The organism is Stutzerimonas urumqiensis (assembly GCF_003640395.1).
GTDB classification, from domain to species: Bacteria; Pseudomonadota; Gammaproteobacteria; order Pseudomonadales; family Pseudomonadaceae; genus Stutzerimonas; species Stutzerimonas urumqiensis.
On sequence record NZ_RBZQ01000003.1, the window covers coordinates 281,411 to 304,717 of the forward strand.

The 23,307-nt window shown below is 68.1% G+C and carries 20 protein-coding genes; 14 read left to right on the forward strand and 6 right to left on the reverse strand.

Annotated elements, in window-relative coordinates; all coding sequences use genetic code 11:
* Positions 1-84: 84 nt before the first annotated feature.
* Positions 85-1,278, forward strand: a complete 1,194-nt coding sequence (locus tag D7325_RS07340; protein ID WP_120994897.1) for a class I SAM-dependent rRNA methyltransferase — start codon at positions 85-87, stop codon at positions 1,276-1,278.
* A 66-nt stretch (positions 1,279-1,344) separates the two neighbouring features.
* On the opposite strand, the gene D7325_RS07345 is transcribed toward D7325_RS07340, so the two are convergent.
* On the reverse strand, positions 1,345-2,190 hold the full coding sequence (locus tag D7325_RS07345) for a poly(ethylene terephthalate) hydrolase family protein (RefSeq protein ID WP_120994898.1): 846 nt from the start codon (positions 2,188-2,190) through the stop codon (positions 1,345-1,347).
* Between the two features lie 481 nt (positions 2,191-2,671).
* Here D7325_RS07345 and ilvD point away from each other — a divergent pair, with 481 nt between their 5' ends.
* Entirely contained in the window at positions 2,672-4,510 is a 1,839-nt protein-coding gene (gene ilvD / locus D7325_RS07350; RefSeq protein WP_120994899.1) for a dihydroxy-acid dehydratase, read from the forward strand.
* 786 nt (positions 4,511-5,296) lie between these two features.
* The gene (locus tag D7325_RS07355; RefSeq protein WP_120994900.1) at positions 5,297-6,673 is read left to right on the forward strand and encodes a nucleobase:cation symporter-2 family protein; all 1,377 of its coding nucleotides are present in this window, start codon (positions 5,297-5,299) and stop codon (positions 6,671-6,673) included.
* Here the strand turns inward: D7325_RS07355 and D7325_RS07360 are convergent.
* Positions 6,662-7,750, reverse strand: coding sequence for an NAD(P)/FAD-dependent oxidoreductase (locus tag D7325_RS07360; protein WP_120994901.1), 1,089 nt, complete (start codon positions 7,748-7,750; stop codon positions 6,662-6,664). The two genes, D7325_RS07355 and D7325_RS07360, sit on opposite strands and share 12 nt — an antisense overlap.
* 61 nt (positions 7,751-7,811) lie before the next feature.
* Positions 7,812-8,447: a YitT family protein gene (locus D7325_RS07365; RefSeq protein ID WP_120994902.1), complete on the reverse strand. Its 636-nt coding sequence runs from the start codon at positions 8,445-8,447 to the stop codon at positions 7,812-7,814.
* A 121-nt stretch (positions 8,448-8,568) separates the two neighbouring features.
* Between D7325_RS07365 and D7325_RS07370 the strand changes: the two genes are divergently transcribed.
* Positions 8,569-9,039 carry a metallophosphoesterase family protein gene (locus D7325_RS07370; RefSeq protein ID WP_120994903.1) on the forward strand — a complete coding sequence of 157 codons (471 nt, stop codon included), beginning with the start codon at positions 8,569-8,571 and terminating at the stop codon, positions 9,037-9,039.
* On the opposite strand, the gene D7325_RS07375 is transcribed toward D7325_RS07370, so the two are convergent.
* Positions 9,036-9,548, reverse strand: coding sequence for a dihydrofolate reductase (locus tag D7325_RS07375; protein WP_120994904.1), 513 nt, complete (start codon positions 9,546-9,548; stop codon positions 9,036-9,038). The two genes, D7325_RS07370 and D7325_RS07375, sit on opposite strands and share 4 nt — an antisense overlap.
* A gap of 148 nt (positions 9,549-9,696) precedes the next feature.
* On the opposite strand from D7325_RS07375, the gene D7325_RS07380 reads away from it, so the two are divergent.
* On the forward strand, positions 9,697-10,854 hold the full coding sequence (locus D7325_RS07380; RefSeq protein ID WP_245962036.1) for a glycerophosphodiester phosphodiesterase: 1,158 nt from the start codon (positions 9,697-9,699) through the stop codon (positions 10,852-10,854).
* Positions 10,855-11,336: 482 nt separating this feature from the next.
* Here D7325_RS07380 and D7325_RS07385 read toward each other — a convergent pair whose 3' ends face one another.
* Positions 11,337-12,530 carry a CaiB/BaiF CoA transferase family protein gene (locus tag D7325_RS07385; RefSeq protein ID WP_120994905.1) on the reverse strand — a complete coding sequence of 398 codons (1,194 nt, stop codon included), beginning with the start codon at positions 12,528-12,530 and terminating at the stop codon, positions 11,337-11,339.
* A gap of 207 nt (positions 12,531-12,737) precedes the next feature.
* Between D7325_RS07385 and D7325_RS07390 the strand changes: the two genes are divergently transcribed.
* From D7325_RS07390 to D7325_RS07400, 3 genes are read left to right on the forward strand one after another with little or no spacing between them, the layout of a single operon-like run.
* A complete protein-coding gene (locus tag D7325_RS07390; RefSeq protein ID WP_120994906.1) occupies positions 12,738-13,712 on the forward strand; it encodes a Bug family tripartite tricarboxylate transporter substrate binding protein in 975 nt (324 codons plus the stop codon).
* A 13-nt stretch (positions 13,713-13,725) separates the two neighbouring features.
* Positions 13,726-14,220 (forward strand): tripartite tricarboxylate transporter TctB family protein, encoded by a 495-nt coding sequence (locus tag D7325_RS07395; RefSeq protein WP_120994907.1) that lies wholly within the window; start codon positions 13,726-13,728, stop codon positions 14,218-14,220.
* A 33-nt stretch (positions 14,221-14,253) separates the two neighbouring features.
* Entirely contained in the window at positions 14,254-15,726 is a 1,473-nt protein-coding gene (locus D7325_RS07400; protein ID WP_245962037.1) for a tripartite tricarboxylate transporter permease, read from the forward strand.
* A gap of 82 nt (positions 15,727-15,808) precedes the next feature.
* On the opposite strand, the gene D7325_RS07405 is transcribed toward D7325_RS07400, so the two are convergent.
* Positions 15,809-16,048, reverse strand: a complete 240-nt coding sequence (locus D7325_RS07405; RefSeq protein WP_120994909.1) for a DUF4282 domain-containing protein — start codon at positions 16,046-16,048, stop codon at positions 15,809-15,811.
* A gap of 188 nt (positions 16,049-16,236) precedes the next feature.
* Here D7325_RS07405 and D7325_RS07410 point away from each other — a divergent pair, with 188 nt between their 5' ends.
* The 6 genes from D7325_RS07410 to D7325_RS07435 all read left to right on the forward strand — a co-directional run bounded on the left by D7325_RS07410 (position 16,237) and on the right by D7325_RS07435 (position 23,307).
* Positions 16,237-17,637, forward strand: a complete 1,401-nt coding sequence (locus D7325_RS07410; protein ID WP_120994910.1) for a DUF2868 domain-containing protein — start codon at positions 16,237-16,239, stop codon at positions 17,635-17,637.
* Between the two features lie 150 nt (positions 17,638-17,787).
* A complete protein-coding gene (locus D7325_RS07415) occupies positions 17,788-19,161 on the forward strand; it encodes a GTPase/DUF3482 domain-containing protein (protein ID WP_120994911.1) in 1,374 nt (457 codons plus the stop codon).
* A gap of 562 nt (positions 19,162-19,723) precedes the next feature.
* On the forward strand, positions 19,724-20,929 hold the full coding sequence (locus D7325_RS07420; RefSeq protein ID WP_120994912.1) for an ABC transporter substrate-binding protein: 1,206 nt from the start codon (positions 19,724-19,726) through the stop codon (positions 20,927-20,929).
* Positions 20,926-21,720 carry an ABC transporter ATP-binding protein gene (locus tag D7325_RS07425; RefSeq protein WP_120994913.1) on the forward strand — a complete coding sequence of 265 codons (795 nt, stop codon included), beginning with the start codon at positions 20,926-20,928 and terminating at the stop codon, positions 21,718-21,720. Before D7325_RS07420 ends, D7325_RS07425 begins: the two co-directional genes overlap by 4 nt.
* The gene (locus tag D7325_RS07430; RefSeq protein WP_120994914.1) at positions 21,713-22,423 is read left to right on the forward strand and encodes an ABC transporter ATP-binding protein; all 711 of its coding nucleotides are present in this window, start codon (positions 21,713-21,715) and stop codon (positions 22,421-22,423) included. Before D7325_RS07425 ends, D7325_RS07430 begins: the two co-directional genes overlap by 8 nt.
* Positions 22,420-23,307: a branched-chain amino acid ABC transporter permease gene (locus tag D7325_RS07435; protein ID WP_120994915.1), complete on the forward strand. Its 888-nt coding sequence runs from the start codon at positions 22,420-22,422 to the stop codon at positions 23,305-23,307. The genes D7325_RS07430 and D7325_RS07435 overlap by 4 nt, the downstream gene beginning before the upstream one ends.

Below are 23,307 nucleotides of genomic sequence, written 5' to 3' on the forward strand. Positions count from 1 at the left end.
GTCGCCACGCCTTGGTTGTCCCGCCAGTTCGGCTTGTCGAGGCCACTCGTTTAGAATGCCCGCCCCCTCACCCGGAGCGCCTCCATGACCCTGCCCAGCCTGCGCCTCAAAGCCAATGCCGATCGACGCCTGCGGGCCGGTCACCTGTGGGTCTACAGCAACGAGGTGGACGTCGCCGCGACGCCGCTCAACGCGTTGCAGGCCGGTGACCAGGCGATCCTCGAAGCGGCCGGCGGCAAGCCGCTGGGCATCGTCGGCGTGTCCCCGAACAACCTGATCTGCGCGCGGCTGCTGTCGCGCGATCTCAAGCACCCGCTCGACAAGTCGCTGCTGGTGCACCGCCTGAACGTCGCGCTGAGCCTGCGCGAGCGGCTGTTCGATCAGCCCTGCTACCGGCTCGTGTACGGCGACTCGGACTTCCTGCCGGGCCTGGTCGTTGATCGTTTCTTCGATGTCCTCGTCGTGCAGCTCGCTTCGCCGACGATGGAGCGCCACCGCGACGACGTGCTCGCCGCCCTGGTGCAGGTCGTCAAGCCGACCGGCGTGCTGTGGAAGAACGACTCCAGCGCGCGCGATGCCGAAGGGCTGGAACGCTACGTCGAATTGGCCTACGGCGAGGTGCCCGAGTGGGTGCCGCTGGAGGAGAACGGCGTGAGGTTCGAGGCGCCGGTCATGCAGGGCCAGAAGACCGGCTGGTTCTACGACCACCGCATGAACCGCGCACGCCTGGCGCCCTATGTGCAGGGCAAGCGCGTGCTCGATCTGTTCAGCTACATCGGCGGCTGGGGCGTGCAGGCCGCAGCGTTCGGTGCGAGTGAAGTGTTTTGCGTCGATGCCTCAGGCTTTGCCCTCGACGGCGTCGAGCGCAATGCCGCACTCAATGGCCTGGCCGAACGCATGACCTGCGTCGAAGGCGACGTGTTCGAGGCGCTGAAGGAACTCAAGGCCGCCGATGAGCGCTTCGACGTGGTGATCGCCGACCCGCCCGCCTTCATCAAGCGCAAGAAGGACCTGAAGAACGGCGAGGCCGCCTACCGTCGCCTCAACGAACAGGCCATGCGCCTGCTCAACAAGGACGGCATGCTGGTCAGCGCCAGTTGCTCGATGCACCTGCCCGAGGATGACCTGCAGAACATCCTGCTCTCCAGCGCGCGCCACCTGGACCGCAACTGCCAGCTCATCGAGCGCGGCGCACAGGGGCCGGACCATCCCGTGCACCCGGCCATTCCCGAGACGCGCTACATCAAGAGCCTGCTCTGCCGCGTGCTGCCGGGCTGACCGGCACCGACGGTAACCCCGCGTTACCGGAAGAAACCCTCGCGCCCGCAGGCGCGAGGGTGACCGTCACTCGATGCCCTTGCGCTCCTCCGTCCACAACAGATCGGTACACAGCCCGCAGTAACGTCCGTAGAAGGTGTCGCGCGCGTTCTGGTCATCCATCAGGTGATAGCGGAACCACGCCGTGGACGGGCCGCGATAGCCCCCGCCGTCGCCGACCGGCTCGAAGTGGCTGACGTACCGCCGCTCGCCCCAGAACACCGGCACGTTGGCGCGGTAATACACCGGCTGGGCGTTCAGGTACGGGAACGCGATGGTGTCGCCGCCGCCGGACATGAGGAACATCGGCCCGTTCTGGTTGCTCTGCGACGAGACGTCATGGCCCAGGCCAATGGTGTACGGCTGGATCGGCGCGGTGACACGCACCCGATCGTCCTGGCCGGCCATGATCGAGCCGCCGCCGCCCTGCGAATGGCCGGAGGTGCCGACGCGGCCCAGGTTCAGGCGGCTGGCGTAGGTGCCGTAGGTGCGGTTGTTCTCCTGCACGAGATAGTCGAGGCAGGCGAGCATCTCTTCGCCCGTGCCCGCGTTGGAGGTTTCCGCCGCCGCCACGACGAAGCCGTGGCTGGCCCAGTGCGTGAGCAGGCCGCCGTAGGTCGAGGGGCCGGCACCGGTGCCGTTGCCCCACAGGATGACCGGATGACGCACGCCGTTCTGGCCGAGGGTGCGCGGTCGATAGACCCGGCAGCTCGGGCCTTCGCTGGCGCTGGAGGTGGCGTAGGGGCCATCATTCGCGAAGTTCGAGACAGCCGGAAAGGGCGTACCGGGGGTATCGGGCAGCGGTGCGGCCACGGCGGTGGCGCCAAGCGCCATGAGCGAGGCGGCAAGGGCCCCGAGTCGAAGGTCGAGCATGTGGTGTCCTCTTTGTTTTTCTGCTTGTGAGAAGAGCCATCGCCCTCTGGCGCCAGGCGCCAGGCTGCACTGCACGCGTCCCTGGTCATTCGCAGGCGATCGTCGGGCGCCGGCCGACCCCGCCCCTCCCGGTGCGGACGAACGTCGGACTGCCTGTGCGCCCGACACGAACCCTACGTGACCGGCGCGTCACGCCGGCATCGCCCAAAGGGCAGATCGGGATGAACGGCATCGCACCAAGGGGCGAACGCAGGGATGACTGCGCCCGGTCGCCGGCAATCGCCGCGCCTTGGCTCGCCGCGGACAGCGGGCGTAGAATCCCGGCCATCCCTCGCCATCCATCCTCCGGCGGGCCAGTGAGCCCGGGCCAGGCTCGCGGTGATCCCGCGCCCCTTCGCCCCCTCGATACGCGGCCAGCGACGCTGCCCCTCCCATCGTGCGCTCACGTCCATAACGACCTGAAAAGCCCCAGGAAACCGTCATGCCCGATTACCGCTCGAAAACCTCCACCCACGGCCGCAACATGGCCGGCGCCCGTGCCCTGTGGCGCGCCACCGGCATGAAGGACGAAGATTTCAAGAAGCCGATCATCGCCATCGCCAACTCCTTCACCCAGTTCGTGCCCGGCCACGTGCACCTGAAGGACCTCGGCCAGCTGGTCGCCGGCGAGATCGAGAAGGCCGGCGGCGTGGCCAAGGAATTCAACACCATCGCCGTGGACGACGGCATCGCCATGGGCCACGACGGCATGCTCTATTCGCTGCCCTCGCGCGAGATCATCGCCGACTCGGTCGAGTACATGGTCAACGCCCACTGCGCCGACGCCATCGTCTGCATCTCCAACTGCGACAAGATCACCCCCGGCATGCTGATGGCCGCGCTGCGCCTGAACATCCCGGTGGTGTTCGTCTCCGGCGGGCCGATGGAAGCCGGCAAGACCAAGCTCGCCAATCACGGGCTGGACCTGGTGGATGCCATGGTCATCGCCGCCGATGACTGCGCCTCGGACGAAAAGGTCGCCGAGTACGAACGCAGCGCCTGCCCCACCTGCGGCAGCTGCTCGGGCATGTTCACCGCCAACTCGATGAACTGCCTGACCGAGGCCCTCGGCCTGTCGCTGCCGGGCAACGGCTCGACGCTGGCCACCCATGCCGACCGCGAGCAGCTGTTCCTGCGCGCCGGGCGCCTCGTGGTCGAGCTGTGCCAGCGCTACTACGGCGAGGGTGACGAGTCGGTGCTGCCGCGCAACATCGCCAACATCCGCGCCTTCGAGAACGCCATGACGCTGGACATCGCCATGGGCGGCTCGACCAACACCATCCTGCACCTGCTGGCCGCGGCGCAGGAGGCGGAGCTCGACTTCGACCTGCGCGCCATCGACGCGCTGTCGCGCAAGGTGCCGCAGCTGTGCAAGGTGGCGCCGAACATCCAGAAGTACCACATGGAAGACGTGCACCGTGCCGGCGGCATCTTCTCCATCCTCGGCGAGCTGGCCCGCGGCGGCCTGCTGCACACCGACGTACCGACCGTGCACAGCCCGAGCATGGCCGAGGCCATCGCCCGGTGGGACATCACCCAGACCACCGACGAAGCGGTGCATACCTTCTTCCGCGCCGGGCCTGCCGGCATCCCGACGCAGACGGCCTTCAGCCAGTCGACGCGCTGGGACACGCTGGACGACGACCGCGCCAACGGCTGCATCCGCTCGGTCGAACACGCCTACTCGCAAGAAGGCGGCCTGGCCGTGCTCTACGGCAACATCGCGCTGGACGGTTGCGTGGTGAAAACCGCCGGCGTGGATGAATCCATCCACGTGTTCGAAGGCAACGCCCGCGTATTTGAGAGCCAGGACGCCGCGGTCAAGGGCATCCTGAACGACGAGGTCAAGCCGCGCGACGTGGTCATCATCCGCTACGAAGGCCCGAAGGGCGGCCCGGGCATGCAGGAAATGCTCTACCCGACCAGCTACCTGAAGTCCAAGGGCCTCGGCAAGGACTGCGCCCTGCTCACCGACGGCCGCTTCTCCGGCGGCACCTCGGGCCTGTCGATCGGCCACGCCTCGCCGGAAGCGGCCTCGGGCGGCGCCATCGGCCTGGTGCGCGACGGCGACAAGATCCTCATCGACATCCCCAACCGCAGCATCAACCTGCTGGTCTCGGACGAAGAGCTGGCCCACCGCCGCATCGAGCAGGACAAGCTTGGCTGGAAGCCGGCCAAGCCCCGTGCCCGCAAGGTGACCACGGCGCTCAAGGCCTACGCCCTCCTCGCCACCAGCGCCGACAAGGGCGCGGTGCGCAACAAGGCGATGCTGGACGGCTGAGCCTGCCTCGCTTGGTGATGATCAAAAGAGCCCGGCACCGCCGGGCTCTTTGTTTTCCATCCGCAGCGACGTGGCGCCGCAGATCACGTGGCTCGGCTTCTCGTAGGAGCGAGCTTGCTCGCGAAACGGGCGCGAACGATGGGCCCGCAGGGTGCGTTCGCGAAGCCATGCACCGGTGGTTTCGCCGTGGCGTGACCTCAGGCGGATTGTTCGCTTCGCTCCTGAATCCGCCCTACGTCGCTCATCAAGTACCGGGTGCTGGGGTTGATGTGAGCCGTGGGTTCGCTGCCCGGTTCGCCCGCAAGCGGGCTCCTACAGGAACGGCACGGTGGTTCGGCTCCTCGTAGGAGCGAGCTTGCTCGCGAAACGGGCCCGAACGATGGACCCGTAGGGTGCGTTCGCAAAGCCATGCACCGGTGGTTTCGCCGTGGTGTGGGCCTCAGGCGGATTGTTCGCTTCGCTCCTGAATCCGCCCTACGTCGCCCGTCCACGTACCGGGTGCTGGGGTTGATGTGAGCCGTGCGTTCGCTGCCCGGTTCGCCCGCAAGCGGGCTCCTACAGGAACGGCACGGTGGTTCGGCTTCTCGTAGGAGCGAGCTTGCTCGCGAAGCGGACGCGACCGCGGGTCCCGTAAGGGCATTCGCGAAGCCATGCACCCCCTGACGGCGTTCCGTCGCCGAGCAACGCAACGCGACAACCAACTCGCGTCTTCCGCCATCGCGCACTGTCCCGCCAACGATCCGGCCCTTAAGATTCGCGCTCTTTTTCACACCCGCGAGCGACGCCGTGAACCACACCGCCCCCGACACTCCCAACGACCTCGTCTATGGCCTCGATGAGCGGCCGCGGCCGTGGATCACCTTTCTCGCCGCGTTGCAGCACCTGCTGGCGATCATCGTGCCGATCGTCACGCCGGGTCTGCTGATCTGCCAGGCGATCGGCGTTTCGCCGCGCGATACCAACATCATCGTCTCGATGTCGCTGGTGATCTCGGGCATCGCCACCTTCGTGCAGTGCAAGCGCTTCGGGCCGCTCGGCGCGGGGCTGCTGATCGTGCAGGGCACGAGCTTCAACTTCGTCGGCCCGCTGATCGCCGGCGGGGTGCTGATGGTCAAGGAGGGCATGCCGGTCGAAGCGGTGATGTCGGCCATCTTCGGCGTGGTGATCGCGGGCTCGTTCATCGAGATGGGCGTCTCGCGCGTGCTGCCCTTCGTCAAGCGGCTGATCACACCGCTGGTGACCGGCATCGTGGTGCTGATGATCGGCCTCACGCTGATCAAGGTCGGCCTGATCAGCATGGGCGGCGGCTTTGCGGCCATGGGCAACGGGACCTTCGCCAGCGGCGAGAACCTGCTGCTGTCCGGCGTGGTGCTGGCGGCAATTGTGGTGCTCAACCGCATGCCGGTGGTGTGGATGCGCAGCTGCGCGATCATCATCGCGCTGGCCATCGGCTACGCGCTGGCCGCCTGGCTCGGACGGCTGGACTTCACCGGCATGCGCGAGGCGGCGCTGTTCCAGGTACCGATGCCGCTGCACTTCGGGCTGGGCTTCTCGTGGAGCCTGTTCATCCCGATGGTGGTGATCTATCTGGTGACCTCGCTCGAGGCGATCGGCGATATCACCGCCACCAGCAAGCTGTCGCGCCAGCCGGTCGAAGGGCCGCTCTGGATGCAACGGATCAAGGGCGGCGTGCTGGTCAACGGCGCCAATTCGCTGCTGGCCGGCCTGTTCAATACCTTCCCGAGTTCGGTGTTCGCGCAGAACAACGGCATCATCCAGCTCACCGGCATCGCCAGCCGCTACGTGGGCATGTGGATCGCGGTGATGCTGGTGCTGCTCGGCCTGTTCCCCGCCGTTGCCGGCGTGCTGCAGGCCGTCCCCGAGCCGGTGCTCGGTGGCGCCGCGCTGGTGATGTTCGGCGCGGTGGCCGCGGCGGGCATCAACATCCTGGCGGGCGTGCAGCTCGATCGCCGCGCGCTGCTGATCATCTCGGTGTCGCTGGCGCTTGGTCTGGGCTTTTCGCAGGTACCGGAATTCCTCGCCAACCTGCCGGCGGGCCTGCGCAGCGTGCTGGAATCGGGCGTGGCCACCGGCGGTCTCAGCGCGCTGATCATGAACTGGTTCCTGCCCGAATCGCCCGCGGCCGCCAAATCAGGCGAGTAATCGCACCACCTCATTGGCGATCGCCAGGGACGCCGTCAGCCCTGGCGATTCGATGCCGTACAGGTTCACCAGCCCGGCTACGCCATGCTGCGCGGGCCCGTCGAGGCGGAAGTCCGCCGCCGGCTCGCCGGGAACGCTGATCTTCGGCCGAATGCCGACATACGCCGGTTGCAGCGCGCCATCCGGCAGCCCGGGCCAGTAGCGGCGGATGGCCGGGTAGAAGCGCTCGGCACGGTGCGGATCGATCCGGTAATCCAGCGCGTGCACCCACTCGACGTCCGGACCGAAGCGCGCCTGGCCGCCGAGGCCCAGCGTCAGGTGCACGCCCAGGCCGCCCGGCTCAGGCAGCGGATACACCAGATGGTCGAACGGTGCACGGCCGGTCAGGCTGAAATAGCTGCCCTTGGCGAAATGGCGATCCGGCGCCGGCAATCCGGACCGTCTGGCCAGGACCGGCGCCTCGTGCCCCGCGCAGTTGACGACTTCGCGCGCGTGCAACCGCATCGGCTCGGCGCCACCGACCTCGACCTCGATCCCCTCGCCCACCGGCCGCAGCGAAACCACCGCAGCGTTCAGCGCCAGCACCGCGCCCGCCGTTTCGGCAGCGCCGAGCAACGCCAGCTGGTAGGCATGACTGTCGAGAATCCCGGTGCTCGGCGAGAACAACGCCGCGACGCCGGTGAGCGCCGGCTCCAGTGCGTGCAGCCCCGCCTCGTCGAGCCGTTGCAGGTCGTCGACGCCATTGTGCCGCGCCTGGCGTTCCAGGCGATCCAGCTCGCCGAGTTGCGCCGCATCGGTCGCCACGATCAGCTTGCCGCAGCGCCGGTACGGCACGCCGTGGCGGTCGCAGAAGCCATACAGCGCCTGGCGTCCCTGCACGCACAGACGCGCCTTGAGCGAGCCGGACGGGTAATACAGCCCGGCATGGATCACCTCGCTGCTGCGGGCACTGGTGCCGGTACCGATCGCGTCCGCCGCCTCGAGCATCAGCACCTCGCGACCGCTGCGGGCCAGCGCGCGTGCCACCGCCAGGCCCACCGCGCCGGCACCGATGACCACGCTTTCGATCCGCTCCATTCATCCGCTCCGCCGTTGCCGGGTGACCAGCCTGCCGAACGCGCCGGCGCCGAGCCAGCCTTCAGCTGATGCCGCGGTAACGGTCGGCGCGGTGATTGATCGCCAGCACGAGGTTCAGCGCCAGGGCGCCGAGGATCGACAGCAGCACACGGTCGGCCGGCACCAGCAGGATCGCCGCCAGCAGGATGCCGCCGTCCACGCCCATCTGGAACAGCCCCGCGCGCAGGCCGAAGCGCTCCTGCAGAAAGAGCGCCAGGATGTTCACCCCACCAAGGCTCGCCCGATGCCGGAACAGCATCAGCAGGCCCAGCCCCATCACGAAGCCGCCGAACAGCGCGGCGTAGAGGTCGTTCAGCCCGGCGATCGCCAGCCAGCCGGGCGTCAGCTCGGCGAACAGCGACACCAGCCCGACGGCGCAGACCGTCCGCAGCGTGAAGCGCCAGCCCATGCGCCACAGGGCCAGGCCGTAGAACGGCAGGTTGACCAGGAAAAACGCCATGCCGAAGGACCAGTCCAGCCCATAGTCGACCAGCAATGCCAGCCCGACCGTGCCGCCGGTCAGCAGCCCGGCGTGTGCGTAGAGGCTGATCCCCAGCGCGACCAGCGCCGTGCCCGAGACGAGCGCCAGAACATCTTCGACCGGCAGGTGACGGCTGCTGGACAGGTCGAGGGTATCGGGGTGGGACGAGGTGCGCATGGCGAGTCTCCGAGGGGGTCGGGGCATGATAGGCACTGCGCCGCACCTCGAAATTGGCCTGCGTCAAGACGAGGGAACACCGGCCGCGCCCGGCGGCCAAAGCTTCGAAACAGGAGAGCCCATGTCCCGCCCACTCACGATCGGCGTCATCGCCGATACCCATGGCCTGCTCCGTGAGGAAGCGATCGCCGCGCTACGGGGCTGCGATCGGCTGATTCATGCCGGCGACATCGGCAAGCCGGAGATCCTGACGACGCTGGCGGCACTGGCGCCGCTGGACGTGATTCGCGGCAACAACGACGAGACACTGCCGTGGGCCGCCGACCTGCCGGACGTGCTCGACCTGGAGCTGGAGGGGGTTCGCATCTACCTGCTGCATGACCGCAAGCAGCTGGCGTTCGACCCGGCGGCGCGCGACGTGCAGGTAGTGATCGCCGGCCACTCGCACAAGCCGCTGATCGAGACGCGCAACGCGGTGCTTTACCTGAACCCCGGCAGCGCCGGGCCGCGGCGCTTCAGCCTGCCGATCAGCGTGGCGTACCTGAGGCTCGACGATGGCCGGGCCGAGGCGGAGCTGGTGACACTCGGCTAGCGCCGCTCCCACACTTCGCAGGCGTAAGCCGGCCGGCCTTCCTCGGCGGCATGCTCGATGCGCGAGACCCGGCGCCAGTCGGCTTCGGTCCAGTCGGGGAAGAACACATCGCCTTCGGGCGCGAGGTCGATTCGCGTCAGGTACAGCCGGGCGGCGGACGGCAGGGCCTCGGCGAACAGCTGCGCGCCGCCGATCACCATCAGCTCGCTCGCGCCCTGCTCGTCGGCCCACTCATCGGCACGCACGACGGCGCGCTCGAGGCTGTCGAAGGTCTCGGCGCCCTCGTACCGCAGGCCGGACTGGCGACTGACCACTAGGTTGAGACGACCCGGCAACGGCCGGCCGAGCGATTCGAACGTCTTGCGACCCATGAGGGTGGGTTTGCCGAGCGTCACCGACTTGAAGTACTTGAGTTCCGCTGGCAAATGCCAGGGCATGGCGTTGTCGCGGCCGATCACGCCATTGCGGGCGACCGCCACGATGAGGCTGAGGGGGTGTCGTGTATTCATGGCGGCGGAGCATAGCAGAGCCCGCCGAGCGACCGTCCGTCAGAAAACGGTCGCTGTCACCGCGGCGTCACGTACTCGTTGTCGAAGCGTCGACAAACCGTCACTCGCCGCGGGCAGCCTTTGGCGCATCCACCACAAGGAGAACACCATGTCCCGCCTCCGTTCGCCGCTGCGCCAGCCGATGATCGGCACCCTGATCGCTTGCCTGCTCACGCCCCTCGCCGCCCAGGCCGCCGGACCGAACGACTCGGTGCGCGAGGCCATCGACTGGGCCGAACGTCGCGCCCCCGGCTTCAACGGCAAGCCCGACGCCAAGCCACTGGTGATCGCCCACCGCGGTGCCAGCGGCTACGTGCCCGAGCACACGCTGGCGTCGTATGCGCTGGCCATTCTGCAGGGCGCCGACTACGTCGAGCCGGACCTTGTCATGACGCGCGACGGCCACCTGATCGCGCGCCACGACAACGAACTGGGCCTGACCACCGACGTCTCGCAACGCCCGGAATTCGCCGATCGCCAGCGCACCCAGGTGATCGACGGCAGCGAGCTGACCGGCTGGTTCACCGAAGACTTCACCCTGGCCGAGATCAAGCAACTGCGCGCCATCGAGCGCATCCCGCAGGTACGCCCCGGCAACGCGCGGATGGACGGCGCCTTCGAGGTCCCGACCCTGCAGGAGATCATCGACCTGGTGAAGACGCTGCAACTGAGCGAAGGCCGGCGCATCGGCCTGTACCCGGAAACCAAGCACCCGACGCACTTCCAGCAGCTGGGCCTGGCCATGGAGCGCCCGCTGGTGCGCACCCTCGAGCGCAACGGCTATCTGGGCCGCTGGTCGCCGGTGTACATCCAGTCGTTCGAGGTGGATAACCTCAAGACGCTCAACGAACTGACCGACCTGCGCCTGGTCCAGCTGTTCGGCGGCGGCCAGCCGTACGACCAGACCGTGCGCGGCACCGACCTGACCTACGCCAAGATGGCCACCGCCGAAGGGCTCGAGGCCATCGCCCAGTACGCCGACGGCGTTGGCCCGGACAAGAGCTACATCATCCCGCGCGACGCCAGCGGCAACCTCGGCTCGCCGACCGACTTCGTCCCCAACGCCCACGCGGCCGGGCTGAAAGTCCACCCCTACACCTTCCGCGCCGAGAACGCCTTCCTGCCGGCCAACCTGCGCAGCAGCGACCAGCCGGACGAACGCGGCGACATCGAGGCCGAAATCCGCGCCTTCCTCGACGCCGGCATCGACGGCCTGTTCATCGACCACCCGGACATCGCCGTACGCCTGCGCGAGCAGCAGGACTGACCGACGGAACCGAAGCGCTGAACAGCCAAGGACGGCTTCGGCCACGTAGGGCGGATTCAGGAGCGAAGCGAACAATCCGCCTGAGGCCACGCCACCGCGGAACCATCGGTGCATCGCTTCGCGAATGCACCTCTACGGGCCGCCGTTCCGCCACCCCAACCGCTTCGCGAGCAAGCTCGCTCCTACGAGAAAACCAAAACCACCGCGCTGTTCCCTGTAGGAGCCCGCTTGCGGGCGATCCGGGCCACGGGCGCATGGCTTACATCAAGCCCCAGCACCCGGTACATGGACGGGAGACGTAGGGCGGATTCAGTAGCGAAGCGAACAATCCGTCTGGCGCCATGCAACGACGAAACCGCCGGTGCATTGCTTCGCGAATGCACCCTACGGCCCAGGCCTTCCGCACGGCCTGATCGCCAGCAAGCTGGCTCTTACGGACTCCCCTGTGCGGTAGGCCCGCCAGGTTCATGGCGCCGCCGGCCTCAGCGAATCACGCCCGCCTCACGCAGCGCCTTCAGGCTTGCCTCGTCTTTGCCCAGCACCCGCCCGAGGACCGCGTCGGTGTGCTCGCCGTGTAGCGGCGGCGCCTTCGCTTCGACGGTGGGCGTGCGGGAGAACCGCAGCGGGCTGCGGACCATGCGCACTTCGCCGGCGACCGGATGCTCGACCGACATGACCAGGTCGCGGTAGCGCGCGGTGTCCGAGGCGAACGCCTGCTCCAGGTTCTTCACCTCGCCGACCGGGATGCCCTGCTCGCGCAGCGCGGCGATCAGGGCGTCGCTCGTCCATGCCATGAAGGCCTCCTGCAGGATCGGCAGCAGCACCTCACGGTTGCGCGTGCGCCCTTCGTTGCGCGCGAAGCGGTCGTCGGCGTACAGCTCGGGGCGCTCGAGCACCGCCTCGCACAGCCGGCGGTATTGCTCGTCGTTGCCCACCGCCAATGCGATGGAACCATCGGCCGTGTTGAACAGCTGGTACGGCACGATGCTGGCGTGCGCATTGCCGTAGCGCTGGGGGACCTTGCCAGTGTTGAGGTAGCCCGAGGCGACGTTGGCCAGGAAGTGCATGGCGCTGTCCGACAGGGCGACGTCGATCGACTGGCCGAGGCCTGACTTCTCCCGCTCGTACAGCGCACCGAGGATGCCTTGCACCGCGTTCATGCCCGTCACCAGGTCGACGAAGGCGACGCCCAGCCGCATCGGCTCGCCGTCCTTGTCGCCGGTGATCGACATGAAGCCGCTCTCGGCCTGGATGATGAAGTCGTAACCCGGGCGGTTCTCCAGCGGATTGTTGCGCCCGTAGCCGCTGATCGAGCAGTGGATGAGCCGCGGATTGAGCGCTGACAGCGTCGCGTAGTCCAGCCCCAGGCGCTCGAGGCTGGCCGGCAGGAAGTTTTCCACGACGATGTCCGCCTGCGCCGCCAGGTCGAGGATGAGCTGGCGCCCTTCGGGCTTGCGCATGTCCACCGCCAGGCTCTGCTTGTTGCGATTGGCGCCGAGGTAGTAGGTCGAAATGCCCGCCTTGGCCGGCGGCATCCAGATGCGGGTGTCGTCGCCGGCGTTGACGTGCTCGATCTTCCACACCTCGGCGCCCAGGTCGGCCAGCGTCATGGTCGACCAGGGGCCGGCCAGGATGCGCGTCAGGTCGAGGACTTTGATGCCTTGCAGAATGCTCACGAAATGCTCCTTTGGCGGTCGCCGTTGAACGGCCAGTATGGACGAAGCGCCGGCGACTGGCCGAGTGGCAGGGAGGCGAACGCAACAAGCGGGGCGGTAATCGGCCGCTCGCCGTGGCGAGTCCTGCATGCCGGCTATGCTGATCGAACGGTCGCCGCTTCGTGCCGGCCGCGCCGCACCGACAACTAGAAGAAAAGGAACCGCGCAATGACACTCTCCTTCAAGCGTGCCCTCCAGGCGCTCCTGCTGGGCGCCGCCCTCCCGCTCGCCACCCTCGCCCACGCTGAATGGCCGACCGACAACATCCGCCTGGTGGTGCCCTACGCCCCTGGCGGCACCACCGACATCCTCTCGCGCAAGGTCGCCGACATGCTGCAGAAGGAGCTCGGCACCGTGGTGGTGGAAAACCGCCCCGGCGCCGGCTCGACCATGGCCACCGCGCAGCTCGCGCGCGGCGGGCGCGGCGCCGACCACACCATCGTCATGGCTTCGCCCGGCCACACCATCGGGCCGATGATCTACAAGAGCCTGCCGTATGACCCGGTCAAGGACTTCCGCTTCATTCGCAACGTCATCGAGATCCCGAACGTCATGGTCGTCCCGGCAGACAGCCCGTACGACAGCGTCGGCGAGTTCATCGAGGCGGCGAAGAACAAGGAAATGACCTTCAGCTCGGCGGGGGTCGGCAGCTCGATCCACATGTCCGGCGAGCTGTTCAAGACGCTGACCGGCACCAACATGACCCACGTGCCCTTCCGTGGCAGCGGCGAGGCGCTGCCGGCGTTGCTCAGCGGCGACGTGGACGTGTCCTTCGAGAACCTGCCGACCGTGCTGCCGCACATCCAGTCCGGCAAGCTCAAGGCGCTGGCGGTCACCTCCAAGGAGGCTTCGCCCTTTCTTCCCGGCGTCGAACCGATCTCGACGATCGCCGCCGACCAGGGCCTCGGCGACTTCGCCACCACCGCCTGGTTCGGTGTGATCGCGGATGACTCGATGCCCGACGAGGCCGTGCAGAAGCTCCAGGCCGCGCTCGACAAGATCGTCGCCGACCCGCAGTTCCTGACCTTCATCGAGCAGTTCGGCGGGGAGCCGGCGGAACAGGCGGGCGATGCCTTCCGCCAGTACGTTGCCGACGACGTGCAGCGCTGGAGCCGCGTGGCCGGCGCAGCGCAGCTCGACTGAGCGGTGGCCGTAGATGACTGACGCTCCCCGCTCGCGCTGGGCCAATCCTGACGTCTGGCTCGGCGCCTTCTGGCTGCTGGCGGCGCTGGCGTTCGTGCTGTACCTGGTGCCCAACCACATCGACGAGGCGCCGATGGTCGAGAACCCGATGCAGTCGCCGCGCTGGCTGCCGAGCCTGGCCGGGTGGCTGATCGTCGCCCTGTCGCTGGGGCTGATCGCCGATGCGCTGACGCGGCCCCTGTCCGCCGCCGCCTCGGAGACGGCGGGCGAGCGCAGCGGCGCAGGGCGCGTCCTGCTGATGCTGATCGCGCTCGGCACCTACTGGTTGCTGCTCGAACTGCTGGGCGCGATCGCCACAGGCATCCTCGCCACGCTCATCCTGTTCGCCGCCCATCCGGTCCGCACAGTCTGGCTCTACGGACTGGCGATCGCGCTGCCGTGGCTGGTGTGCCTGCTGTTCATCCACGTGCTGAACGTCCCGTTGCCGTCCGGCACGCTGTGGGACTGACCGGCGCACGACGCGAGTCCGCCTATGGAAGGTATGCAAGAAGTCCTGGCCCTGTTCCTGAGTGTCGACAACTTCGTCGCGATCGGCGTCGGCGTGCTGATCGGTGTGGTCGTCGGCGCCATCCCCGGCCTGACCGCGACGATGGCGGTGGCGCTGGCGCTGCCCTTCACCTTTTCGCTCGAGCCGATCACCGCGATCCTGCTGCTGGTCGGCATCTACAAGGGCGGCATGTACGGCGGTTCGATCACCGCCATCCTGATCCACACGCCCGGTTCGCCCGCCTCGGCCTGCACCCTGCTCGACGGTTATCCGCTGACGCAGCAGGGCAAGGCCGGCAAGGCGTTGCAGATGGCGCTGTACTCGTCCTGCATCGCCGACCTGCTGTCGAACCTGGCGCTGATCCTGTTCGCCTCCTACCTGGCCAAGATCGCGCTCAACTTCGGCCCGCCGGAGTTCTTCTGGCTGATCTGCTTCTCGCTGACGATCATCGTCTCGGTGGCCGGCGACTCGGCGATCAAGGGGCTGATCGCCGCGAGCCTCGGGGTGATCGTGTCCTGCATCGGCATGGACATGGTCTACGGCAGCCAGCGGCTGACCTTCGACAACTTCAACCTGATGGACCGGGTGGCCTTCATCCCGCTGCTGATCGGCCTGTTCGCCGTACCCGAGGTGATCGATTTCTACCTCAAGAAGGCCGCGCCACACGTGCGCGCCAGCAATACCGGCAAGGGCCTGACCGGCGGCGAACTCAAGCGCAGCCTCAAGACCATCGTGCGCGGCAGCCTGATCGGCGTGATCATCGGCGCCATCCCCGGCACGGGCGCCACCGCGGCTTCGTTCATTTCCTACAGCGACGCCAAGCGGCGCTCGCCCAACCGCGCCAACTTCGGCAAGGGTGAGCTGGACGGTGTGGCGGCAGCCGAGTCAGGCAACAACGGCGTGGCGGGGGCGACGCTCATTCCGCTGCTGTCGCTGGGCATTCCGGGCGACGTGATCACGGCGATCATCCTTGGCGCCTTCATGATCCACGGGCTCACGCCCGGTCCGGTGCTGTTCCAGGAGAACCTGACGCTGGTCTACGCGCTGTTCTGCGGCATCATGCTGAGCTCGGCGGTGCTGCTGGTGGTGGGCCGCGGCGTGATCCGCTACTTCTCGCTGGTGGCCGACATTCCGAAGGAGATCCTGCTGCCGATCGTGCTGATGTTCTGCGTCTACGGCAGCTTCGCGGTGAACAACAGCCTGTTCGATGTCGGCCTGATGCTGCTGTTCGGCGTGGTCGGCTACCTGTTCAACCGCACCGGCTTCGCGACGGCGCCGTTCCTGCTGGGGTTCATCCTCGGGCCGATGTTCGAGGACAACCTGCGGCGCACGCTGCTGATCGGTCACGGCGATCCGATGATCTTCTTCCGCGGCCCGATCACCTGGCTGTTCATCGTGCTGACGGTGTTGTCGCTGTTCTTCGCGCTGCGTCGCTACTGGCTCGATCGGCGCCAGGCAGCGGCCTGACCGAGGCGGGGCGATCGGCAGGTGGACGGGGGAAATTCGGAGGGGAATGCGAGACGGGCCGCGTAAGCGGCCCGTCGAGACATCACTGGCGGCTGGCGACCCGTTGCAGGTTCTCGTTGATCTTGAACAGCACGATCATCAGCTCGCACCACATGCGCGTTCCGATCAGGCCGCCGATCAGGATGGCAAGGCTGATCCAGATGCCGCCGCCGCTGAACAGGTTGAACAGCGCACCCACGACCACGCCGATCATGCCGCCCCAGTACAGCAGCACGATGATTTTTGGCGTAAGCATGGCGTCGAAGAAGAAAGCGTTTTTCATGGCAGAAATCCTTTTGCAAATGCACAGGACAGCGAGAAGCGCTGCGCGGCGAATAGGCCTGTCCCTGGCTGATTGAGAAGTGCGACGCCGACCGGTGTGATCGGCGGCGGCGATAGTAGCCGAACCCAAATCGCACGAGCGGACTCCCATCACCTTTCGGGACGGTTATTCTCAGGCCGACCCCATCGATGAGAAACCGCGTGCCTGCACCTCAGCCAACCCCGCTATCGCCCTTCGACCGTCTGTGGCTCACCGAGGCCGTGCGCCTGCGCGAACAGCACGCCGGCCCGCTGGAAGACGGCGAAGCCAACCGCCACGCCCGCCAGCAGGGCGGCGACGCGGCCGACCTGATCGAGGCCCGGGCCCTCTGGCTGGCCCGGCGCGACGGGCTGGACCAGGCGCTGCGGCACTGGCAGCAAGGCGCGCGGCTGGCGCGCTATCTGCTCGCAGCGCTGGCGCTGTTCATCGGCGCCGGGCTGGCGTACTCGGCCCTTGGCGATGGCGTGCGGCCGGTCAACGTGTTCTGGGCGCTGGGCAGCCTGCTCGGGTTGAACCTGCTGACCTTGCTCGGCTGGCTCGCCGGCTTCGTCTTCGCTGGCGACGGCAACGGTGCGCTGGGCCGGTTGTGGCTGTGGCTCAGTCGCCTGCTGGCACGCGACGCCCGCGCGGCGCACCTGGCGCCGGCGCTGCTCAGCCTGCTCGAACAGCGCCGCCTGAGCCGCTGGCTGCTCGGCAGCGGCGCCAACAGCTTCTGGCTGCTGGCAATGAGCGCGGCGCTGCTGGGGCTGCTGGCGCTGATGGCGACCCGGCAGTACGGCTTCGTCTGGGAAACGACCATCCTTGGCGAGCGCACCTTCATCGGCCTGACCCAGGCGCTCGGCGTCGTCCCCGGCCTGCTCGGCTTCAGCACGCCGGATGCCGGCCAGATCGCCGCCAGCAGCGGTGTCGCCACACCCGATGCCCGGCATGCATGGGCCGGCTGGCTGGTCGGCGTGACGCTGGTCTACGGCTGGCTACCGCGCGCGCTGCTCACCGCCCTGTGCGGCTGGCGGTGGCGACGCGGTCGGGCCGCGCTCCGGCTCGATCCGTCGCTGCCGGCCTACCGACTGCTGCGCGAACGGCTGCAACCCTCGAGCGAACGACTCGGCATCGCCGATCCGGCCCCCGCAGCCCTGCATGCGCCGGCCTCCGGCCGTCAGCTCGACGGTAGCGAGGGGGCCGTGCTGGTCGCCATCGAGCTTGACCCTCACGTTTCCTGGCCGCCCGCACTGCCCGCTGGCATCGCCGACGCCGGTGTGCTCGACGAGCGCGAGCAGCGCCACCGCCTGCTCGACCAGCTCACCCGCTACCCACCCGAGCGCCTGGCGATCGCCTGCGATCCGCGCCGCTCGCCGGATCGCGGCACGCTCGGGCTGATCGGTGAACTGTCGCGCTGCGCGGGCCAGACGCGCGTCTGGCTGCTGCAACCGCTGACGGGGCAGGCGCTGGACAGCGCGCGCCTCGGCGACTGGCACGACGCGCTCGACCGGCTGGGCATCGCCCACCAGGCCGCTGCGCCATTGCAATGGCTGGAGACCGGGCATGATTGAGCCGCATCCCATTCATGGTGATCGCCCGCTTGCCGAGCAGAACCCGCGCTACGGCAAGAGATCGCCCGCAAGCGGGCTCCTACAGAAACGGATTGGCGAACACAGGCGCGGTGCGGCAGCTGAGCGACCTGCCTGCGGGGAGCGCCTGCCATGACCGCGCCGCTGAAGCTCGCCGTGGTCGGCCACACCAACGTCGGCAAGACCTCGCTCCTACGCACCCTCACGCGCGACGCCGGCTTCGGCGAGGTGTCGCACCGGCCGAGCACCACCCGCCATGTCGAGGGCGCCCGGCTGTCGGTCGATGGCGAGCCGCTGCTGGAACTGTTCGACACGCCCGGCCTCGAGGATGCGATCGCGCTGCTCGATTACCTCGAGCGCCTCGACCGGCCCGGCGAACGGCTCGACGGGCCCGCCCGGCTAGCGCGGTTCCTGGACGGCGCCGAAGCACGGCAGCGGTTCGAACAGGAAGCGAAGGTGCTGCGCCAACTGCTCCTGTGCGACGCCGGGCTCTATGTCATCGATGCCCGCGAGCCGGTGCTGGCCAAGTACCGGGACGAGCTGGCGGTGCTGGCCGGCTGCGGCAAGCCGCTGCTGCCGGTGCTCAACTTCGTGCAGGCGCCGGGCGTGCGGGAAAACGAATGGCGCGAAGCCATGGCCCGCCTGGGCCTGCATGCCCTGGTGCGCTTCGATACCGTCGCACCGCCCATCGACGGCGAGCGACGCCTGTACGAAAGCCTGGCGCTGATGCTGGAACACGCCCGGCCGCGCCTGCATCGCCTGATCGAGCATCATCAGGCGCAGGGCCAGGCGCGGCATGAAGCCGGTGCCCGGCTGATCGCCGACCTGCTGCTCGATGTCGCGGCCACGCGTCACGGCGTCAGCGCCGACCCCGAACGCGAGCGCCTCGCCATCGGCGAACTGCACCAGGCGGTGCGCGCCCGCGAGCAGCGCTGCGTCGAGGCGCTGCTGCGGCTGTATGCCTTTCGTCCGGGCGATGCGGTCGCCGCCGACCTGCCGCTCAGCGAAGGACGCTGGGGCGACGACCTGTTCAACCCGGAAACCCTGCGCCAGCTGGGCGTGCGGGTCGGCAGCGGCATGGCGGCCGGTGCGGCGGCCGGTGCCGGTGTCGACCTGCTGGTCGGCGGCATCACGCTCGGCGCGGCCGCGCTGATCGGTGCGCTGGCTGGCGGTGGCGCGCAGACTGCGCGCCACTACGGCGAGCGCCTGCTCGGCAAGCTCAAGGGCCAGCGCGAACTGACCGTCGACGACGCCGTGCTGCGTCTGCTGGCGCTGCGCCAACGTCAGCTGCTCAAGGCCCTGGCGGCCCGGGGCCACGCGGCGACCGACGCCATCCGCCTGGAAACGCCGCAGGACAAGGCCTGGCGCGAAGGCCGCCTGCCCGAACCGCTGCTGCGTGCCCGTGCTCACCCGACGTGGTCCAGCCTCACCCCGCGCGCACGCCTCGACGACGCCGACCGCACCCGCGCCCTCGACGCGCTCACCCGGGCGATCCTGGACGACTGAGCGCCGCCGGCCATCGCTCCGTCCGAACCGGGCGGTGCATGGCTTCGCGAATGCACCCGGCGAGTGACCGCCGCGGCGACAGCCAGGGCGCGTTAAGAAACGCAGCGAACGATCCGCCAGGCAGCGCGTAATCGCCAAGCGCCGGTAGCGTGCTTTTGCGCAGAGGCGCCGTGCATGAATGCACGCGGCGCTTTACCGCTGCGGTTGTAGGCGATAACCGAACGCTCTGCGTGGGTCGCGGTTGCCGGCTGCCGATCCCCTGCTACGTTTAGTCGTATAACGATAAGAACAAGAGCGACCCCATGCCCCGCAGTCAGGACCCGATCCGCACTGCCCGCCCCTCGCTGCCGCGCGCCGAATGCTTCGGTCCGACGGCCGAAAGCCTTTTCTCACCGCTTGTTCGCCCCGCCGCCGCCTCGGCGCCGGCATTCCTGTACGCCCAGACACTCGCCGCGCGGTCATCCGCCGCCGGCGTTCACGGTCCGTCAATCCATCGTTCCGTCCGCACAGACCGACCTATCCGGCCGGCCGTTGCGGCTTCGTCCCCAAGGAGGAGAAACGCATGAAGCGTTCAGCAATCGCAATGGCCGTCCTGGCCGCCGCCACGCTCCCGGCCGGCGCCGCGGAAATTTCCGATGGCAAGGTGAAGATCGGCATCCTCAACGACCAGTCCGGCGTGTATGCCGACTTCGGCGGCAAGTGGTCGGTGGAAGCCGCGAAAATGGCGGCCGAGGACTTCGGCGGCAAGGTGCTGGGTGCGCCGATCGAGATCATCGACGCCGACCACCAGAACAAGCCGGACATCGCCTCGAACATCGCGCGCAAGTGGTACGACACCGAGCAGGTCGACTCCATCATGGAGCTGACCACCTCGTCGGTGGCGCTGGCGGTGCGCAACATCAGCGAGCAGAAGGAAAAGATCGACCTGGTGACCGGCGCGGCGACGACCGAACTGACCGGTGAACAATGCTCGCCCTATGGCTTCCACTGGGCGTACGACACCCACGCGCTGGCGGTCGGTACCGGCGGTGCGCTGGTGTCCCAGGGTGGCGACACCTGGTACTTCCTGACCGCCGACTACGCCTTCGGCTACTCGCTGGAGGATCAGACCAGCGACTTCGTGAAGCAGAAAGGCGGCGAGGTCCTCGGGTCCGTCCGCCATCCGCTGGGCACCAACGATTTCTCCTCGTTCCTGCTCCAGGCGCAGGCCAGCGGTGCCGAGGTGGTCGGGCTGGCCAACGCCGGGCTCGATACCGCCAACGCGATCAAGCAGGCGGCCGAGTTCGGCATCGTCGCCAGCGGCCAGCGCCTCGCCGCGCTGCTGTTCACCCTGTCGGAAGTGCACGGCCTGGGGCTCGAGGCCGCCCAGGGGCTGACCCTGACCGAGAGCTTCTACTGGAACCGCGACGAGGCCTCGCGCGAATTCGGCAAGCGCTTCTATGAGCGCACCGGGCGCATGCCGAACATGGTCCATGCCGGGACCTACTCGGGCGTGCTGCAATACCTCAAAGCCATCGAGAAGGCCGGCACCGACGCCACCAAGCCGGTCGCCCAGGTGATGCACGAGATGCCGGTCGACGACTTCTTCGCACGCGGGGCCAAGGTGGGCGCCAACGGGCGGCTGATCAGCGACGTCTACCTGATGGAGGTGAAGACGCCCGAAGAGAGCAAGGAGCCGTGGGACTACTACAAGGTCCTGGCGACGGTGCCGGGCGCCGAGGCGTACATCGACCCGGCCCAGAGCGGCTGCGACCTGGCCAAGCCATGAGCGGCGCGGCACATGAACTGACGGCCGCCGCGCCGGCCGAGGCGCCGGTGGTGCTCTCGGCGCGCGGGCTGTGCCGCGCGTTCGGCGGCTTCGTCGCGGTGAACAAGGTCGACCTGGACGTGCGCCATGCGCGCGTCCACGCCCTGATCGGCCCCAACGGCGCGGGCAAGACGACGGTCTTCAACCTGCTGACCAAGTTTCTCCAGCCCACCGCCGGGACCATCCGCCTGCTCGATCGCGACATCACCCGGACCGACCCGGCGAAGGTAGCGCGGATGGGCCTGGTGCGCTCGTTCCAGATATCGGCGGTGTTCCCGCACCTGACGGTGCTGGAGAACGTGCGCGTCGCACTGCAGCGACCGGCCGGGCTGGCCACGCAGTTCTGGCTGCCGCTGCGCAGCCTGGACCGCCTGAACGAGCGCGCCATGCAGCTGATCGAAACGGTCGGCCTGCAGGACGCTCACGACTGCCCCGCCGCCGACCTGTCCTACGGTCGCAAGCGGGTGCTGGAAATCGCCACCACGCTGGCGCTCGACCCCAAGGTGCTGCTGCTCGACGAACCCATGGCCGGCATGGGCCACGAGGACGTCGAGGTGGTCGCCGCGCTGGTTCGCGAGGTGGCCGCCACGCGCGCGGTGCTGATGGTCGAGCACAACCTCAAGGTGGTGGCCGACCTCTGCGATGAAGTCACGGTGCTGCAGCACGGGGAAATCCTCACCTCCGGCGACTACCGCAGCGTCAGCGAAGACCCGCGCGTGCGCGAAGCCTACATGGGGACCGACCATGACTGACGCCACGGCACTGCTCCAGGTACGCGGGCTCAACGCCTGGTACGGCGAAAGCCATGCGCTGCACGGCATCGACCTCGACGTGAAGCAGGGCGAGACGGTGACGCTGCTCGGCCGCAACGGCGTCGGCAAGACCACCACCCTGCGCGCGATCATGGGCATCCTGCAAAAGCGCACCGGCAGCATCGTCTTCGACGGCAAGGACATGATGCCGGTGCCGCTGCACAAGGCCGCCCATGTCGGGCTCGGCTTCGTGCCGGAAGAGCGCGGCATCTTCGCCAACCTCTCGGTCGAGGAAAACCTCACCCTGCCGCCAGTGGTCGCCGAAGGCGGCATGTCGGTCGAGGAAATCTACACGCTGTTCCCCAACCTGGAGGCGAGGCGCCACAGCCCCGGCACCAAGCTTTCCGGCGGCGAACAGCAGATGCTGGCGATCGCCCGCATCCTGCGTACCGGCGCGCGGCTGCTGCTGCTCGACGAGCCCACCGAAGGGCTGGCGCCGGTGATCGTTCAGCGCATCGGCGAGGTGCTGCAAACGCTCAAGGCGCGCGGCATGACCATCCTGCTGGTGGAGCAGAACTTCCGCTTCGCCAGCAAGGTCGCCGACCGCTTCTATGTGATCGATCACGGGCAGGTCATCGACAGCTTCCACGTCGACCAGCTGCCCGACCGCATGGCGGCGCTCAACGAAGCGCTGGGAGTCTGAGCATGATCTTCGATATTCCCATCCAGGCCTTTCTCGGCCAGCTGTTGATCGGCCTGATCAACGGCTCGTTCTACGCCATGCTCAGCCTCGGGCTGGCGATCATCTTCGGCCTGCTGAACGTCATCAACTTCGCCCACGGCGCGCAGTACATGGTCGGCGCCTTCGTCGGCTACCTGCTGCTGACCTGGTTCGGCATCGGTTACTGGCCGGCGCTGCTGCTGGCGCCGCTGGTGGTGGGGCTGGCGGGCATGCTGGTCGAACGACTCGCCCTGTCGCGCCTGTACGACCTCGATCACCTCTACGGCCTGCTCTTCACCTTCGGGCTGGCGCTGGTGCTGGAAGGGGCGTTCCGCTACTGGTTCGGCGCGTCGGGCAAGCCCTACGCCACGCCGGAGGCGCTGTCGGGCGGCTACAACCTGGGCTTCATGTTCCTGCCCAAGTACCGCGGCTGGGTGGTGGTGGCCTCGCTGATCGTCTGCATCGGCACCTGGCTGCTGATCGAGAAGACGCGGCTCGGCGCCTACCTGCGCGCGGCGAAGGAGAACCCCACGCTGGTGCGCGCCTTCGGCATCAACGTGCCGCTGCTGCTGACGCTCACCTACGGGCTGGGTGCCGGCCTCGCGGGCTTCGCCGGCATCCTCGCCGCGCCGATCTACCAGGTCAGCCCGCTGATGGGCACCAACCTGATCATCGTCGTCTTCGCGGTGGTGGTGGTCGGCGGCATGGGCTCGATCCTCGGCGCGATCATCACCGGCTACATGCTCGGCATCCTCGAAGGGCTGACCAAGGTGTTCTACCCCGAGGCGTCGAACATCGTCATTTTCGTCATCATGGCGATCATCCTGCTGGTCCGCCCGGCAGGTCTGATGGGGAGGGAGGCCTGA

Excerpts from the sequence above, each read along its gene's own strand:
- D7325_RS07340 (WP_120994897.1), top strand. The coding sequence starts at position 85 with ATGACCCTGCCCAGCCTGCGCCTCAAAGCCAATGCCGATCGACGCCTG.
- D7325_RS07345 (WP_120994898.1), bottom strand. The coding sequence starts at position 2,190 with ATGCTCGACCTTCGACTCGGGGCCCTTGCCGCCTCGCTCATGGCGCTT.
- ilvD (WP_120994899.1), top strand. The coding sequence starts at position 2,672 with ATGCCCGATTACCGCTCGAAAACCTCCACCCACGGCCGCAACATGGCC.
- D7325_RS07360 (WP_120994901.1), bottom strand. The coding sequence starts at position 7,750 with ATGGAGCGGATCGAAAGCGTGGTCATCGGTGCCGGCGCGGTGGGCCTG.
- D7325_RS07365 (WP_120994902.1), bottom strand. The coding sequence starts at position 8,447 with ATGCGCACCTCGTCCCACCCCGATACCCTCGACCTGTCCAGCAGCCGT.
- D7325_RS07370 (WP_120994903.1), top strand. The coding sequence starts at position 8,569 with ATGTCCCGCCCACTCACGATCGGCGTCATCGCCGATACCCATGGCCTG.
- D7325_RS07375 (WP_120994904.1), bottom strand. The coding sequence starts at position 9,548 with ATGAATACACGACACCCCCTCAGCCTCATCGTGGCGGTCGCCCGCAAT.
- D7325_RS07380 (WP_245962036.1), top strand. The coding sequence starts at position 9,697 with ATGTCCCGCCTCCGTTCGCCGCTGCGCCAGCCGATGATCGGCACCCTG.
- D7325_RS07390 (WP_120994906.1), top strand. The coding sequence starts at position 12,738 with ATGACACTCTCCTTCAAGCGTGCCCTCCAGGCGCTCCTGCTGGGCGCC.
- D7325_RS07395 (WP_120994907.1), top strand. The coding sequence starts at position 13,726 with ATGACTGACGCTCCCCGCTCGCGCTGGGCCAATCCTGACGTCTGGCTC.
- D7325_RS07400 (WP_245962037.1), top strand. The coding sequence starts at position 14,254 with ATGCAAGAAGTCCTGGCCCTGTTCCTGAGTGTCGACAACTTCGTCGCG.
- D7325_RS07405 (WP_120994909.1), bottom strand. The coding sequence starts at position 16,048 with ATGAAAAACGCTTTCTTCTTCGACGCCATGCTTACGCCAAAAATCATC.
- D7325_RS07410 (WP_120994910.1), top strand. The coding sequence starts at position 16,237 with ATGAGAAACCGCGTGCCTGCACCTCAGCCAACCCCGCTATCGCCCTTC.
- D7325_RS07415 (WP_120994911.1), top strand. The coding sequence starts at position 17,788 with ATGACCGCGCCGCTGAAGCTCGCCGTGGTCGGCCACACCAACGTCGGC.
- D7325_RS07420 (WP_120994912.1), top strand. The coding sequence starts at position 19,724 with ATGAAGCGTTCAGCAATCGCAATGGCCGTCCTGGCCGCCGCCACGCTC.
- D7325_RS07425 (WP_120994913.1), top strand. The coding sequence starts at position 20,926 with ATGAGCGGCGCGGCACATGAACTGACGGCCGCCGCGCCGGCCGAGGCG.
- D7325_RS07430 (WP_120994914.1), top strand. The coding sequence starts at position 21,713 with ATGACTGACGCCACGGCACTGCTCCAGGTACGCGGGCTCAACGCCTGG.